Source organism: Polynucleobacter sp. UB-Raua-W9 (genome assembly GCF_018687435.1).
Taxonomy (GTDB): Bacteria; Pseudomonadota; Gammaproteobacteria; order Burkholderiales; family Burkholderiaceae; genus Polynucleobacter.
This window is the reverse complement of sequence record NZ_CP061290.1, coordinates 242,387-258,331: the sequence shown is the minus strand read 5'-3', so window position 1 is coordinate 258,331 and position 15,945 is coordinate 242,387. Positions and strand designations below refer to the sequence as shown.

The following is a 15,945-nucleotide window of genomic DNA, read 5'->3' as shown; positions in this document are numbered from 1 at the left end:
TAAATATTGTTAGTGAGACCAAGCAATCAAACCGCTGTAAGCGGTAATGAATACCAAAAGCCCGAAAGCAATGCGGTACCAAGCGAATGGGATGAAATTATGGTGCGCCACATAATGAATTAACCAGCGCACACAAATAAATGCAGAAATAAAAGCGGCAATAAAACCGATGACTGTTGCGAGTGCAAATTCTCCAGAAAATGCAACTGGAGACTTCCAAAGCTTTAATAATTCATAAGCGGTTGCGCCACCGATCACTGGAATCGCCAAGAAAAAAGAAAATTCTGTTGCTACAGCACGTGGCAAACCAAACAACATGCCGCCAATAATCGTTGCTCCAGAACGTGAGGTCCCCGGTATTAAAGCAGCACATTGGGCCAAACCAACCTTGAGTGCGTCTAAGGGAGATAGATCATCTACCGATTGAATTTGACGCTTCGCTGTGGTGATTTTTTCTTGACGGCGCTCCGCCCAAAAGATAACGAAGGCGCCAATAATGAAGGCGCTAGCTACTGGTATAGGCGCAAAGAGAATAGCTTTAATGTATTTTCCAAACAAGAACGCCAAGCCCATGGCAGGAATGGATGCGATGAGTAAATTTAGAACAAAGCGGCGAGAGTGAGCGCTACTGGTCATTGAGAGTACAACTTTGAGAAGTTTTTCGCGAAACTCCCAGCAGACCGCCAAAATTGCACCGAACTGAATAATGACCTCAAAGGCCTTGCCACGGTCATCATTGAAATCGAGCAAATCACCGACCAAAATAAGATGCCCAGTACTAGAGATCGGCAAAAACTCCGTGAAGCCCTCTACCACTCCCAAAATGACTGCTTTTAGTAACAAAATTAGATCCATGAGCAAATTTTATAGGCTTACAAGAATTCAGAGAGAATTTGGCAAAATAGTTGCTAAATAGGCACTTTGAATGAATTAGCCTTAAACTTCATGGCACATTGAAAAGTATCCGAATGAGATGACCCAAGCCCGTTTTCGTCGCTCCCAGTTAAGCACTATTGGTTTAATCCTGAGCCAGGCGTTTGGCCTTCATTTCTTACCATTGAATGCTTTTGCCCAAAGCCCAAATGATGCGGCGAGGCCGGCCTTACCAACCCCTATGAGCGCCTCGACGCTGATAGGTCTGGAGCGGCCCCCGCAGTTCGTGGTGCCGGCAAAAGCTGCACTCCCTTCTGCTGCGGCGCCCTCAAATGTAACAGGCAACAAATCAGGCAATTCTCAAGGTCAATTGTTTGATTTGATACAGCTATACCAAGAGGCCGCTTTTAGTGACCCCGTATTAAACGCAGCTCGCTTTAATTATGTAGCTAGCAAAGAGTTATATTGGCAAGGTCTATCCCTCTTATTGCCCCAGGCAAATGCAACGCCCACTGGCACACGCTACTACCAGCATGGAGCAAATAGCACCGTAGTTTCCAGTGCTCCAGGTAATTCAAGGGTGTTTGACCAAAAAAGCTATACCGTTACCTTAACGCAACCAGTATTCAACGTTGCTGCATTAGAAGCATTCAAACAAGGTGACCTTAATACCAAGATTGCAGATATGCGTTTTTATCTGGCGCAACAAGATCTGATTATTCGCGTGTCACAGGCTTACTTTGATGCGCTCACCAGTCAAGATAACGTTGAACTCTTTCGCAATAAAAAAGCTTTGATCAAACAGCAACTCGATATTGCTCAAGCTAAATTTGATGCTGGTCTTGCCACCATTGTCGATGTCAATACAGCGCAAGCTGCACTTGATTTAGCCAACTCACAAGAAATTGCAGCACAAGCTGATCTCATTGTTAAGCGTGGAGTATTGGAACAATTGGTTGGGCATGCCGTTGGGCCTCTTAAGCCCTTAGTGAAGGAGGCAAAAATAGATGGAGTTTTGAAGGACCCACGCTCCAAGAGCAAAGACAGTAAAGGTAACCCAATTGCCGAGTCAGTGAATCCTCAACTGCCGCCAGGGCAAACAATGGATGATTGGATCAACCAAGCTGAAGCAGCAAACTTTAATGTCTTAGCGAATCAACTCTCGGTCAGTCTTGCTGAAAGTACCTATCGATCTGCGCAAGCCCTAAATTATCCTTCAGTGAACTTTGTAGGCACCACCGGCTATAACACTTCCAATGGGACGCCCAATAGCTACACGCCATCGAATACCAACGTCTATAACAATACGATTGCCCTGCAGATGACAATCCCCTTGGTATCAGGAGGATTTAATAGTTCTGTGATTCGTCAAAATGCTGCATTAGTAGATCAAGCTAAAGCAAACTATGACAACGCACGTCGCACTGCTGCACAAAGCACTAGAACAGCATTCACAGGTTTTTATGGTGGATTGGCAAGCGTTAAAGCTTTCGAAGCTGCTGAACGCTCATCAAACTCTGCCCTGGAATCAAGCAAACTCGGGTTTCAAGTAGGGACCTTAATCAACATTGATGTGTTAATTGCTCTCGATACTTTAATTACCACTCGCTCACAGCTTCAACAAGCACGCTATAACACCATCCTCAATGCAATCAAATTAAAGGCACATGCTGCCGCATTAACAGATGAGGATTTAATTTCTATCAATACCTTACTTCGCTAATTTAAGGCAGCAAACTCAGAGAGGCGTTAATTACCTCTGGAGTGCTTGGAGGACTACCAATATCTCCAACGTTGCAAATATTCTTTGCCCAATAGCCCTCGGTCTTCCAGCGCGGCGAATCACAATAAATTTCGACGGTAGGTTTGCCCAATACGGCAGCTAAATGCGTGAGGCCAGTATCAACACCTATAGTTAGCGCAGCTCCAGAGATGACTGCGAAAGCATCTTCAATAGAAAACGCCGGGGGTACAAGCGAGCCAGGCACTTGCCTGGCAATCTCATCGCTAATGACCTTCTCAGCAAGATTGCCCCAAGGAAAAACCACTTGATAGCCGCGACTTGCGAGCTCTTGCCCCAATGCAACCCAGCCTTGATTGGACCAACGCTTAGCCTCTCTAGCGGTTGAATGAAAACACAATACATAAGGCTTTTTGATGTCTGCTATTTTCTTTTTAACAAGCGCTTGGGAAAAAGATTCTGAATAGAACAAAGGTGTATTTGAGCGCTCTATTAAAGGCCAATCTAGCGCAGAGCACATCACCCAGCGAGAACGATCGACTGCGTGGCAGTCGACTGGCACATGAACGCACTGGTTGTAAAACAGTCTTGCAATCGGTTCATATCCAGAAAATTGGGTCGCATTAGCAAGCCCAGCCACCACCGCATGATTTGATTTATTAGCAAGAGCACAAACTAATGCCGACTTTAAGAGGCCTTGAGTTTCAATCAGGTAGTCATATTGAGTCTCTTGTAATTGTTTCTTAAAAGCAAAAAATTGCTGCCAAGTAGCAAGCTTAAAAAGATTCTTTTTCCAGCGACGTAATCCAAACGGAATGATGTGATCAATTCCCTTAAATCCGTCTTTACTTAAGAGTGGCTCAAGAAGATGTACATAGCCCTCCTCGACTACCCAATCAATTTGTGCGTCTGGCAAACGCGCACGTAAATCCCAAACGATCGGCAAGTTATGCAACACATCTCCGAGCGAGGAGAGCTTCACCAATAAAATTTTTGGGACGGAGGTAGGATTGCTAGCAGCCAGATTGCTCATAGAAGCTTAAAACTTGGGTGCGGCATCCCAAAGCAAGCCAGCGGCATCCTTGGCATTCATATTCGGCAACATTCCTGCTGGTAAGGGCCACTGAATATCTATCATTGGATCATTCCAAGCCAAGCATGCTTCACTTTGAGGGTGATAGTAGTCAGTTGTCTTGTAGAGAAACTCGGCAGTTTCTGACAGCACCAAAAACCCATGGGCTAATTTTGGAGGAATCCATAACTGTTTATGGTTTTGGGCGCTAAGCTCAACCCCCACCCACTTGCCATAACTTGGCGAATCCTTGCGAATGTCTACTACGACATCAAATACGCTACCAGCAACGACGCGAACTAATTTACCTTGCGTTTGTTCTAGCTGATAGTGCAGACCACGCAAAGTCCATTGACGGGAAAAAGAGTGGTTGTCCTGCACAAACTCAAGCTCTAAGCCGGTTGCATTTGTAAAATCAATGGCATTAAAGGACTCCGTAAACCAGCCACGCTCATCACCAAATACTTTTGGCTCAATGACTAATACATCATGAATTGCAGTCGGGGTAACCTGCACCTTAGAGGGCGCGCTCATTTACCAACCTTTTTTGCAGATAATGAAATCGACTGAGCTGAACTATTGAGTTCCTTCAAAATCTTATGAAGGTATTGACCATAGCTATTTTTGCTAAGCTGAGCGGCAACCTTTTGGACTGCATCTGCACTAATCCAACCCTGACGATAGGCTATCTCCTCTGGGCAAGCCACCATTAAGCCTTGGCGCTTTTGTAAGGTAGCGATAAAGCCTGCAGCATCTAACAAGGAGTCGTGGGTACCAGTATCTAACCAAGCAAAGCCACGGCCCATAATTTCAACACTAAGTTCATTGTTATCAAGATACACACGATTTACATCAGTAATCTCTAACTCGCCACGAGCGCTGGGCTTGATAGAGGCGGCGATATCGCAAACTTGATTGTCATAAAAATAGAGGCCTGTTACGGCATAGTTACTTTTGGGGCTTTCAGGCTTCTCTTCGATTGAAAGTGCCTTATAGTCTTTATCAAAATCCACAACACCGTAACGCTCAGGATCGTTCACGTGATATGCAAACACAGTAGCTCCAACAGCTCTATCGTCTGCACTAGTCAGCTGATCAACTAATTCATGGCCATAAAATATATTGTCTCCAAGAACTAAAGCACTTGGATCATTGCTAACAAAGTTTTTGCCAAGAGTAAATGCTTGAGCAAGCCCATCTGGAGATGGCTGCACGCAATACTGAATATTAAGTCCCCACTGCGAACCATCGCCGAGAAGTTCAGAAAAGCGTGGTGTGTCATGCGGAGTGGAGATCAATAAGATGTCACGAATACCAGCCAACATTAAAGTGCTCAATGGGTAGTACACCATTGGCTTATCGTAGACCGGCATTAACTGCTTAGAAACTGCCTGAGTAACCGGGTACAAGCGCGTTCCAGATCCACCAGCCAAAATGATACCTTTACGATTCACCGCCATACTTTTAACCTTTAAATGAGTCCGTCTTGGGCAAGCTGCGCAACATAAGCCTGAACCTCATCACCCCAAAGACGCTTACAGTGCTCTAATTTTGACATATCGCCGATGCTTTCTATGGCTTTGCGCAATTTAGCCGTATCCATCCGCGAATTTGTGGGTCTAGGGGCTGGAAGTGGATATTCGACTGCGGGTATGGGTCTGATCGCCTCAGACCCTGCCATGAGAGCTATGCCTGCATCAATCGCAGCTTGAGCGGCCAGCCTCGCTAAACCATGCCAGGTAGTTTCACCAGCAGGTACCGCATGATAAATACCGGAAGAAAATTTTCTAAGATTAAAGTGCTGATCTAAGGCTAAATTAAAACTGACTTGCGCTAACCATTCTGCGTTGGTTGGCACTCCATATTGATCAGCAATGACCTTCAACTCTTCGCGCTCTTTTGCCAAGCGCAAAATGGTTCGTATAAAGTTGCTACCATCGCCGTAGACCCAGCTTGTACGTAAAATCGCATACTGTCCTTGGTTAGGGATAGAAAATACTTTTTCTATCGCCTCTTCTCCAGCAGCCTTAGTCTTGCCGTAAATACCCAATGGATTGCGCGGATCAGCCTCAACATAAAACCCCTCTTTATTGCCATCAAAAACATAATCTGTTGAGTAATGCAATAGAGTGGCGCCATGCTCCGCCGCATAAAGAGCCATGAGTTCGGGCGCTTTAGCGTTAATAGCAAAGGCCACCCCTACTTCTGTCTCAGCCTTATCTACCGCCGTATAGGCAGCGGCATTAATGATGAGATCTGGTTTGGATTGCCGCAGAAAATCCAATAGGACAGCAGAATGACTCAAATCACATTGTTCGCGACCTACATATTGAATATGCACTTCTGTTAAGTGCATTGAGTCAAATAGTTTTTGAAATGCTTTTCCTAATTGGCCATCCTTACCAAATACGAGGATATTCATTTACGCTTACTTTAATTAGTTATATTGCTTTAGCAACCAGTCGCGATAAGAGCCACTAACAACGCCCTCTATCCACACAGGATTGTCCAAATACCACTGCACTGTTTTACGAATGCCCGTATCAAAAGTCTCAGCTGGACGCCAGCCAAGTTCACGCTCAACCTTACTAGCATCTATTGCATAGCGGCGATCGTGGCCAGGGCGATCCTTTACAAAAGTGATTTGCTCGGCATATGACTTCCCATCATCGCGAGGCTTCAATTCATCCAAGATGCGACAAATCGTTTTTACGACGTCAATATTGGCTTTTTCATTCCAGCCGCCAATGTTATAGGTCTCGCCTAATTTGCCACTTGCCAATACTTCACGAATGGCAGAGCAATGATCGCCAACATAAAGCCAATCCCTCACCTGCTGACCATCGCCATAGATTGGTAGGGACTTACTATTAAGGGCATTCAAAATCACTAAGGGAATTAACTTCTCAGGAAAATGGTACGGGCCATAGTTATTTGAACAATTGGTTGTCACTACCGGGAATCCATAGGTATGAAACCAGGCGCGCACCAAATGGTCAGACGCAGCCTTGGAAGCCGAGTAAGGACTATTAGGCTCATAAGGGTTGGCTTCTGTGAAAGCGGGATCAGTTGCCGACAATGAGCCATAAACCTCATCTGTAGATACATGATGGAAACGAAATGCATTCTTGGCGGCTTCATCCAAGCCGCTCCAATATTCTCTGGCGCACTCCAATAAATTAAAGGTGCCTACGATATTGGTTTGTACAAACTCTGCAGGACCATGAATTGAACGATCTACATGGCTTTCAGCTGCAAAGTTAACGATAGCGCGTGGCGCAAACTCATTTAACAATTTAGCAACCAATTCTTTATCGCTAATGTCACCATGAATGAATATATGGCGAGAATCCACTTTCAAAGGATCAAGGGTGGCCAAATTACCTGCGTAAGTAAGCTTATCGAGATTAATGACACCCTCGGCACTGGGATTGGATAGCCAATCCAATACAAAATTAGCGCCGATAAAGCCAGCCCCACCGGTTACCAAGATCATTGTCTGTAGCCCAATTTATTAAGGTTTATCATGTAATTATGCCTGAAATTCCTATGCAAATTTCTGAAATTATCTCCGTTTGCTGCCTTAAGGATATTGAGGCTTGGAAGATTACCTCTAGTTTCATGGTTCGCAATATTGCATCAAAAGAATATCGAGTCATTGTCCCAGATGGAGAAATAGAAGCGTTTATAAAAGAATCCCCCCCGCAGTTCAAGGTAGTGGGAGAATCCCGCTACACAGAGCAATTCAAAGGTCAACTTTTACAGCTCTTGCCTCAAGATAAGAAAAGTCAATATGGCTGGTATCTTCAACAATTTATTAAGTTACTGGCCATTAATGACAATGAAGAGAACGCAATCGTTTTAATTTGGGATGCAGATACCGCTCCAATTAACAAGCTAAGCTTCATAAGCCCCGATGGCAAATTAATTTATTACAAGGGCACAGAAAATCATGCCCCCTATTTTGAAACTATTCAAAAGCTTACTGGGTTGAAAAAGATTGTCTCCTTTTCATTCATTGCCCAATGCTTTCCGGTAAAAGTCTCTTGGCTTAATGAATTATGCAAAGGGATTGAAGGCAAATTCAAAATGCCATGGGTAGAAGCTGTTTTAAGCCAAATCGATTTTGCTGCCCCGAATAGCTTCAGCGAATATGAAACCCTAGGCACCTTTATCTCGCATCATCATGCCAACGAAGTTACCTATAGCGATAGGCCTTGGTGGCGTCTTGGCAATACATTGCTAAACCATGTAGCATTCTTAAATCAAAAGAAAGCTGCGGAGCTTTCAAAACAATATGACTTTATTAGCTTCGAGAAGTGGGAGAGGGCAAAACCTTACTTTATTAAGGTCAGCATTCCATACTTCTTTAAAATATACCTTCCTTCTCTATTTAATAAAACGCCAAATAGACATGTTTAATGCATTCCACCAATCGAACTTTAAACGCGCCATAAAGCATTTATTCACTAGGCGCAATAAGAATGTTGTCCTAATCGAAGCTCACTTTGGATTAGGAGATAACCTCATCTGCTTGGGTCTAATACGCACTCTTGCTGAGAACAATCCAGATGTACGATATCACCTCGCTTGCTTACCACAGTACTTTCATTCAATTGCATGGATGCTCCAAAGCTCAAAAAATGTTTTTCCTACCGTAGTCATCAGCGGTCGAGAGGCAAGGCAATTAGCCAATTTTTTGAATGCGACTTATCAGACGATCGGCATCCATAATATTGACATTAAACGTTTTGATGAATCCTTTTACGATGAATATGGGATTTCATTTGACTATCGCTGGAGTAAGGCATCAGTTCCACCGGGACCTCAATCTGAAGAGCTTTACAAGCAACTTAACCCACAAAATCAGCCCTTCATGCTGGTTTGTCGCACTGAATCCGGAAACAACACTTACCCGTTGCAGATTGAAAATTCATCCAATCTCAAAGTCATTGAAATTTATCCTGCAACGCATAATATCTACGATTGGAGCAAACTAGTTGAGAGTGCCGCAGAAATTCACTCTATAGATACCTCTTTTTTGCATTTTGTAGAAAATGTTCTGCATGGGAAATCTAGCGGTAAGCTCTATTACCATCTTGCCAAAAAGAAACTCAAAAGTGCATTCACTCGAAGACTGCCATGGGTCCTGGTGGAATATGATGATTAAGCTCACAATATTTACTCAACAACCCACATGAACTTTATCAAGATAGCCACTGAAGGTGTGCCACATGATTATCGGTCTAGTCTCCTACCTATCGTTATCCAAAGTATGGGCTATCGGATTGACTGGGTAAATTCTGATGAGGCTGACTTACTCATTCTTGGGCCTTTTTATAAGAAAAACCAAAAGCCCTATAGATGGTGCCCAAAGCCTCTAAGACCAATACTAAGTAATTCAATAGAAACTCTTAGCGGGAAAAGAAAACAAGCTCCTGTAACCCTTTTCCATACCCAGGAAAATGCGCGGCATGATTATGTAGATGCTGACTATTCGATTTCATTTGATCTTGGCGTGCAATCAGAGAGGCACTTTAGATTTCCCTATTGGATGGAAATGCTTGATTGGTCACATGAGGGTTTAGTAGGCAATATCAACCCAAGATATGGTGAGCTATTAAACATATCTACCTTAATGACCCCTCTTGGCAGTCAATATCTCAATAGAGGTGGGTCCTGTGCACTACTCTCTTCGCACCTAAGAGAGCCCAGAGGATCGCTATTCAAGGCGCTAGAAAAGGTAGTTTCCACCCAAGGGTTTGGCGCCTTTTTCAACAAAAAAATTAAGGATCACCATTCCAGCGGATTTCTCAAGAAAGACATATTAAAAGATTTTTCTTACAACCTATGTCCTGAGAATGGACTTTATCCCGGCTACTACACAGAGAAAATCCCGGAGGCGTTCTATTCTGGCTGCCTACCCATTACTTGGGCTGATGAAAATATCTCTGTTGATTTCAATCCAAGTTCACTCATAAATCTTCAGCCATTATTCAAAAATGACTTCCGCGAGCTGGCTGAGATCTTGCTAAGCAAAAAAAGGCTTGAAACTTATCAATCTGAACCCTTAATATTCGTCAGGCCGTCGCTTGAGCCACTGAAACAATTCCTATCGAAGCTATTAAGAGTCTCCACGAGCAATTGACATTGCATTATTAAATGCAAGCCAATCAAACCCTGGGGCAAGCGCAGTATCTACATGAGTTGTTAAACCCGGCACTGGAGTCCAGAGGCGGATCTTTTTCTTATAAAGCTTTCTAAACAGCATCCGATCATGCAACATAAACTTTTTAGCTAATGGCTCTACTTTCTGTCGCATTGATTCACTTATTGCAAAGGTACAGGTAGTGGATTCAGCTGTGCGCCAATGGCGATTGCTAGGCTTATCAAAAATAATGAGTTCTTTGCCATAGCTCAAATCATCATCCCTAACATAACGATCTTCATGATCGTAACCAGTTACCAATCCAAGGCTAGGTAATGCAAGGGCTATTAATTTAATCGATTCTGGTAAGTGCAGATAATCATCCTCTACAAAATAAATATCTCCAGAAATCTCATTGGCAGCGTCGTAAGTTGCAATGAGGCTACCCTCATTACTGCAGGCACTTACCTTAATCACTTTAAAATGCGCAGGTATGGCCTTTAGGAGGTCTCCCTCTGGACCATCATGAATAAAGGTTACACTCGCTATATAGTTTTTAGAAAACTCAACTGAATCCAGAAATGACTTCAAACAATTCAATTTGGAGAACCAAGGTAAGCGCTTAGACCTAAATGGTGGGGCCATTTCAGCTTCGCACAGTCTATAGACGATATTAATCATTTGCGTTTATCCGGATACTGTTCAGAATAGTGACATTCTACATTCCATGCCTTAGTTGACTAGAATATGCCATCCCCATACCAAATATTAAAAAATCTCCATCGCAAGTTCAGAATAGGTCTAAGGGAGCGGTTTAGGCCAGAGATTTCACAAAGAAGGGTTAGATCTTTTATTAAAAGTAAGAATGGGATAGAAAAGCCAAAATTTTTATCAAGAGGCAATCCTTCTATAGCAATCGTTATTCCCTGCTATGGCCATGCTCCGTTCTTGCAAGAAATGTTTGAGAGCATTCGCCAGCAAACCATAGCTCCAAATCAGGTCATCTTTGTGGTCGACCGATCACCAGACAACACCCTTGAAATTCTGCAGGGTCTGATTTCAAAATATCAACCTGCAACGACGTGTGAATTCATTCTCCTGCAAAATGAATCAAACTTAGGTCAAGCAGCCAGCCTAAACAAAGGTATTGAGTACTCAAATGCTGAAATCATCATGATTCTCAATGACGACGACTATCTCATGCATGACAGCATTGAGGTTACCTATAAGATCCTCAAAAAGTATCCTGATGCAGCACTACTTGGTGGACATTCCTTACATTTTGGAGCAAATGAACTAAAACACACCGCCAAGCTGATCGAGTCGATTTGTCCGGCCGAAAGTATTGACATTGATTTACGAAATCCCGGTCAGACTCTAAGCTACCGCAAATACAACGATATCAATATGACTCACTCTGGTAGTAGCTTTTACAAATCTGCGTGGAAATGTATTGGCGGCTACTACCCCGATAAATCACAAAGACTAGTCCACTTTTCAGATAGGGATTTTCAATTAAGAATGAATGCTCTATTCCCAGTAGCTCTGAGCAATATCACGCCTCTGAGCTGCTGGAGAAATGACAGCAGTGTTGACCAAGGGATTAACTCATAAAGATCTATTTAGGAAACCAAGGGCGTTTACTAAACGCTCGATCTAGGGCTCTAGCAACAGAGCGAAACCGTTTTCTAATACCCTTTACCGGGGCTCGCTCCTGCCTATCATCAATCGTCGACTTAGCGCGAGTGATATCAACTGGATAAGGACGTACAGCCAAAAATTCCATGCCATGCTTTTTTTGATGCTCTAAAAAATGATCCACTGGTTCATAAATATCAGATGATTCATTAATTAAAGTGCGGGCTATCTCAGGCTTTAATAGATATGCTGTTGCCCCAACCGCATCACCAATATTTTTTACTAAATGAACGCCATCAATTAATGAGAGCTCCTGATAAGGAACCTCATAAAGCCCTTGCAAGCGGACAAAATTCCAATCGTTCGGTCTATTTATTAGAGACAAAATAGTTTGTTCAAATTCTGGAGCTAAAACAAAGTCATCCTCAAAGATTAATGTGGGAATATTTTTCTCAACGCAGCGCTTCCACGCTTCCTTATGCGAAAGATAGCAACCAATTTCATTGGGCGTTAGCTCGTATCCTTGGAGGCACTTCACTTTTAAGGGTTTATATTCATCGGGGGAATTTTTTAGCGCAGAGCCATCAACCGCATCTAAAAAAGACCATGGCAGCAAAACTGTATGCAACTCACTTTCAGCCTTAGCCCTGCGATCAAGCGATCTCTGCAAGGAAATGACCAGGACTTGGAAAGGCAACGCTCTAGCTGTCATAAATTCAATTAGCCTAAAGGTAGCTTTGCAAGTAGCGAAGAAATCTTTTAAATCTTCTATTTGTTCTTGAAATAAATGATTTCTGAGGGGCTCCAAGATCCAAATCTAAATCCCAGTTCGATTGATAAATCACCCCTAGATAATTTTTGCTAAGCTTATTCACAGACTCCCCCAATCTTCGGAGCAAATAAAACTGCCAATCGTAGTAATAAATCCGGAATAACTGCTCAACTGGATGCAGGGGTATGGCCTGAAACTTTAATAGCGCCTCTAAATACAAGAGTGTCTCAGGATGCTCTGGAGCCGAAAGGTCCCAGAAGGTCAACCCCCGAGGAATCAGAAATTGCTCATCCAATGAACGCCAAACTTTAGCGGACCAAATAAAGGGTGGGCAGGGGCAATAATAATTAGGCCCTTCTCTATCAAATAAAGCCTTAACTCGATCACCCTCAAGACGCAGGTTTTCTTCAACCTTAGGATTTTTTCGGTCAATTGCTAGCTGAAAAAATTCTTTATTTTGGTAAATAACAGTATAAGGATTGCCGTCCGAAGCAATAAAGTCCGTATGACTAAACTCCTTCAGAAAGATGCAATCAGAATCGAGGCAAACATAATTTTCTGAAATACCTAATCGCCAGAATTCAGACTTGATTGCCTGCTGTGCTAATGAGCCAGATCTCGTTTTTTCTATTCCCGGCGTTGTCCTTGGATTGGCTGCAACGATTGACTCATCAGAAACCCACAGATATCCTTCGCTTGAGCCAAGAATATTCTTTAATTCTTCAAATTGATCTTCAGGAGTGGAAATATAAAACGGAATTTGATTAACGTTATATTTCTGAATTGATTCTAATAAACGCTTTAGCCGCAGGAAATCCCTGTGGTAGGACTTACAGTAAAGAACAAGATCTTTCAATTGACTTCCCATTAATTCCAATGAATTTCTCTAAGAATTTGCTGAACAGCTTGATCAACCCCCATGGGCAACCATTTTGGCTCAATCAGCCTGCGTTGCTGCCAGTCTAACCAAATTCTCTCCAAGGCCATAGCAATTCCAGCCTTATCGCCCTCTAAGCTAAGGTAAGCGCCGCGCTCTTGCAGCATCTGATCGAGCTGTGGATTGCGATGTGTAACCCCCCAAATTGGGCGGCCAGTCCATAGATATTCGTAAAACTTGGAGGGAATATATTCAGCACACCACTCATCATTCCCATGAAGCAATATCAATACATCTGCCCCTTGCATCTTCTCCACTACGCGCTCACGTCCAGACTTACCCGTGACTAGATCTTTTTCAAGTCGCCCATGAGCCAACAACACATCGTCCAAACCTAAACTCTGAATAGCGGCAACAGTTAAGGAGTCTAAGGGGGCGCCGTAAGCATGTACTCGGATCAAATCTCTTGCCTCTGGATACTTTTGAGTCAAAGGAACTAAGGCATTCAAAATAGTAGATAGAGAACGATCATTAGCCAAAGAACCAAAATGGCAAAGATTTAACTTATCTGAGTAAGTATGTGTTTTTGCAGCAGATAGTCCACCTGGTGGCTCAGCGCCCGGCAACACCATAAATCCGTGAGCATTATTTGGCGTATTTAAGTTGGCGTTACGTACTTTTGCATAATGCAGTGCGCCATCAGTAAACCACCAAATATGATCTGCATATTTTGCTAATTGACTTTCTAAGTAATGCCTAAACCGCGCATCGCGATTTTTAGGCCTCTCAAAGCCTTGATCATTGGGGTCTTTGCGGATCACCAGGGGATCATGAATCTCAGCAATCCAAGTTGCACCAGTCACCTTCTTTAACCAAAGACCAGCCAAGTGGGCAGACCAAGCACCCCCAGTACTAAAAACTAAATCCACTTTGCCTGACTTGACTAGGCGCAGACCATGCATAAATGCAGGCATGGCCCAAGACCATTGACTCGAAAAGCCTAAGCAGAGTTTTTCGAGTCCAATAAAGGGAGCCAGTAATACTGAAACTGTTCTAGTCAACAACTTATAAATGAAACCGCGACCATATTGATTGGCAATCCAGTGACGGAAATCAAATCGAAATGCTGCAGGACCCCAAGCCAAATACTGATGATGAGGAAAGCGTTGATCCTTGATGCCGGTAATCGCACTAAAAACAATCGGCCGAATCCCTGCATCTAAAAGATAGGGGATTTTGTCAGTAATGGTCTGGCTGGCAGCCCGGCCATCCATATTAAAACCATGCGACAAAATCAACCAAGATTTTTTCGCAGGCATAGCACTCAGATCCACCGTATTATTTGTCACGCGCTAACTTAATTAGCCGCAACAATTGACATCACAGCCATGCGTACAGCAATGCCAAAAGTCACCTGATTTAAGATGACGGATTGAGGGCCATCCGCCACAACAGTATCAATTTCAACACCACGATTCATTGGTCCAGGATGCATCACGATGGCGTCTGATTTTGCTAAGGCTAGGCGCCCAGGATTTAAGCCGTATTGTTTAAAAAATGCATCACCCTCCGGAACCTGGCCAGCTTCCATGCGTTCTTTCTGAATACGCAGAGTCATCACGACATCTACATCCTTAAGCCCTTCTTCCATACTATGAAAGACCTTGACTCCCAGCATATCTATATCGCTTGGCAATAGACTCTCCGGACCAATCGCACGGATATCCTCGCAACCAAGCGTAGTTAATGCATGAATATTGGATTTAGCAACACGGCTATGAACGATGTCACCAACTATAGCAACCTTCAAGCCTTTAAAGTTCTGCTTAAAGTGACGCATCGTATACATATCTAATAAGCCTTGGGTTGGATGCTGATTGCCGCCATCGCCCGCGTTGACAACGTGCACATGCGGCGGCACATGGTTTGCAATTTCAATTGGCGCCTTAGAAACGCTGTGTCGCACTACAAAGATATCTGCCTGCATCGCTACCAAGTTATCAATCGTATCTAAAAGACTCTCACCCTTAGTGGTTGAAGAGGTCGAGATATCTAAATTAATAACATCAGCAGACAAGCGCTTTGCAGCAATCTCAAAAGTAGTTCGGGTGCGGGTTGAATTTTCAAAAAAGAGATTGAATACACTCTTGCCGCGCAATAAAGGAACCTTCCTCACCTCTCTCGCTGGATCGGTAACGCTGACAAACTGTTTGGCAGTATCCAAAATATGCAGAATTTGCTCTTTGGGTAGACCCTCTAGGGTCAGAAGATGGGTTAATTCACCATCCGAATTAAATTGATTCACTAAGTTCACTATTCGCGCTCCTCAAGCAGAAAGCTGAACTTGCCAGCCGCATCTTTTTCCAAAACTAAGATTTTTTGATCGGGCACTTCAATCATTTCACCTATAAAATTTGCGGAGATTGGTAATTCACGCTTACCTCGATCAGCCAAGACCATTAACTCCACTTGTGCAGGGCGGCCAAAATCAAATAACTCATTGAGGGCCGCCCGTACAGTTCTGCCAGTGAGCAGAACATCATCAATCAAGATAATATTTGCGCCATTCACCTCAAAAGGTAGCCGAGTAGGCATAGTGCTCGACGTCCTCAAAGCTGTCATACCCTTTTCTGCATAATCATCTCGGTGAAAGGCTACATTAATTACACCGAAGTGAGGCAGATCTAAATCTTGCGCTAAACGCTCGGCAATCCATGCACCCCCCATAGCTAGACCGGCAAGCTCAACAGGACCACGCCCCAACCTGCTACGCAAGTTTTCGAGTAATTTTTGATATATGAATTCAGCGTTCATTCTTTAGTTC

The 15,945-nt window shown here is 43.5% G+C and carries 17 protein-coding genes; 5 read left to right on the top strand and 12 right to left on the bottom strand.

Annotation, left to right across the window (positions count from 1 at the left end):
- Positions 1 to 9: 9 nt before the first annotated feature.
- Positions 10 to 855, bottom strand: coding sequence for an undecaprenyl-diphosphate phosphatase (locus AOC07_RS01365; RefSeq protein WP_215357842.1), 846 nt, complete (start codon positions 853 to 855; stop codon positions 10 to 12).
- 118 nt (positions 856 to 973) lie between these two features.
- On the opposite strand from AOC07_RS01365, the gene AOC07_RS01360 reads away from it, so the two are divergent.
- Positions 974 to 2,596, top strand: a complete 1,623-nt coding sequence (locus tag AOC07_RS01360) for a TolC family protein (protein WP_215357840.1) — start codon at positions 974 to 976, stop codon at positions 2,594 to 2,596.
- 1 nt (position 2,597) lies between these two features.
- On the opposite strand, the gene waaC is transcribed toward AOC07_RS01360, so the two are convergent.
- Genes waaC through rfbB form a run of 5 tightly spaced genes read right to left on the bottom strand, consistent with a single transcriptional unit; the run spans position 2,598 to position 7,182 of the window.
- A complete protein-coding gene (gene waaC, locus AOC07_RS01355) occupies positions 2,598 to 3,647 on the bottom strand; it encodes a lipopolysaccharide heptosyltransferase I (protein WP_215357838.1) in 1,050 nt (349 codons plus the stop codon).
- A gap of 6 nt (positions 3,648 to 3,653) precedes the next feature.
- Complete coding sequence (gene rfbC, locus AOC07_RS01350; RefSeq protein ID WP_251371687.1) at positions 3,654 to 4,220, bottom strand: dTDP-4-dehydrorhamnose 3,5-epimerase; 567 nt, start codon at positions 4,218 to 4,220, stop codon at positions 3,654 to 3,656.
- The gene (rfbA, locus tag AOC07_RS01345; RefSeq protein ID WP_215358393.1) at positions 4,217 to 5,140 is read right to left on the bottom strand and encodes a glucose-1-phosphate thymidylyltransferase RfbA; all 924 of its coding nucleotides are present in this window, start codon (positions 5,138 to 5,140) and stop codon (positions 4,217 to 4,219) included. Before rfbA ends, rfbC begins: the two co-directional genes overlap by 4 nt.
- Positions 5,141 to 5,157: 17 nt before the next feature.
- On the bottom strand, positions 5,158 to 6,108 hold the full coding sequence (gene rfbD, locus AOC07_RS01340; protein WP_215357837.1) for a dTDP-4-dehydrorhamnose reductase: 951 nt from the start codon (positions 6,106 to 6,108) through the stop codon (positions 5,158 to 5,160).
- 15 nt (positions 6,109 to 6,123) lie between these two features.
- A complete protein-coding gene (rfbB, locus tag AOC07_RS01335; RefSeq protein WP_215357836.1) occupies positions 6,124 to 7,182 on the bottom strand; it encodes a dTDP-glucose 4,6-dehydratase in 1,059 nt (352 codons plus the stop codon).
- A 38-nt stretch (positions 7,183 to 7,220) separates the two neighbouring features.
- Between rfbB and AOC07_RS01330 the strand changes: the two genes are divergently transcribed.
- The 3 genes from AOC07_RS01330 (at position 7,221) to AOC07_RS01320 (ending at position 9,834) form a co-directional block, all read left to right on the top strand.
- Positions 7,221 to 8,108 carry a DUF6492 family protein gene (locus AOC07_RS01330; RefSeq protein ID WP_215357835.1) on the top strand — a complete coding sequence of 296 codons (888 nt, stop codon included), beginning with the start codon at positions 7,221 to 7,223 and terminating at the stop codon, positions 8,106 to 8,108.
- Positions 8,109 to 8,310: 202 nt separating this feature from the next.
- Positions 8,311 to 8,856, top strand: a complete 546-nt coding sequence (locus AOC07_RS01325; protein ID WP_215357834.1) for a hypothetical protein — start codon at positions 8,311 to 8,313, stop codon at positions 8,854 to 8,856.
- 27 nt (positions 8,857 to 8,883) lie between these two features.
- Positions 8,884 to 9,834 (top strand): glycosyltransferase family 10 domain-containing protein, encoded by a 951-nt coding sequence (locus AOC07_RS01320; protein ID WP_215357833.1) that lies wholly within the window; start codon positions 8,884 to 8,886, stop codon positions 9,832 to 9,834.
- On the opposite strand, the gene AOC07_RS01315 is transcribed toward AOC07_RS01320, so the two are convergent.
- Entirely contained in the window at positions 9,811 to 10,515 is a 705-nt protein-coding gene (locus AOC07_RS01315; protein ID WP_215357832.1) for a hypothetical protein, read from the bottom strand. The genes AOC07_RS01320 and AOC07_RS01315 overlap by 24 nt on opposite strands.
- 66 nt (positions 10,516 to 10,581) lie before the next feature.
- Between AOC07_RS01315 and AOC07_RS01310 the strand changes: the two genes are divergently transcribed.
- On the top strand, positions 10,582 to 11,448 hold the full coding sequence (locus tag AOC07_RS01310) for a glycosyltransferase family A protein (RefSeq protein ID WP_256437848.1): 867 nt from the start codon (positions 10,582 to 10,584) through the stop codon (positions 11,446 to 11,448).
- A 4-nt stretch (positions 11,449 to 11,452) separates the two neighbouring features.
- Here the strand turns inward: AOC07_RS01310 and AOC07_RS01305 are convergent, their stop codons facing one another.
- The 5 genes from AOC07_RS01305 to pyrR are packed head-to-tail and all read right to left on the bottom strand — an operon-like array spanning position 11,453 to position 15,935.
- Positions 11,453 to 12,184 carry a glycosyltransferase family 25 protein gene (locus tag AOC07_RS01305; RefSeq protein ID WP_215357828.1) on the bottom strand — a complete coding sequence of 244 codons (732 nt, stop codon included), beginning with the start codon at positions 12,182 to 12,184 and terminating at the stop codon, positions 11,453 to 11,455.
- A 13-nt stretch (positions 12,185 to 12,197) separates the two neighbouring features.
- Complete coding sequence (locus AOC07_RS01300) at positions 12,198 to 13,100, bottom strand: DUF6492 family protein (protein ID WP_251371685.1); 903 nt, start codon at positions 13,098 to 13,100, stop codon at positions 12,198 to 12,200.
- Positions 13,101 to 13,111: 11 nt separating this feature from the next.
- On the bottom strand, positions 13,112 to 14,440 hold the full coding sequence (locus tag AOC07_RS01295) for a hypothetical protein (protein WP_215357824.1): 1,329 nt from the start codon (positions 14,438 to 14,440) through the stop codon (positions 13,112 to 13,114).
- Between the two features lie 38 nt (positions 14,441 to 14,478).
- Positions 14,479 to 15,435 carry an aspartate carbamoyltransferase catalytic subunit gene (locus AOC07_RS01290; protein WP_251371684.1) on the bottom strand — a complete coding sequence of 319 codons (957 nt, stop codon included), beginning with the start codon at positions 15,433 to 15,435 and terminating at the stop codon, positions 14,479 to 14,481.
- Positions 15,435 to 15,935 (bottom strand): bifunctional pyr operon transcriptional regulator/uracil phosphoribosyltransferase PyrR, encoded by a 501-nt coding sequence (gene pyrR, locus AOC07_RS01285; protein WP_215293605.1) that lies wholly within the window; start codon positions 15,933 to 15,935, stop codon positions 15,435 to 15,437. Before pyrR ends, AOC07_RS01290 begins: the two co-directional genes overlap by 1 nt.
- Positions 15,936 to 15,945 lie beyond the last annotated feature (10 nt).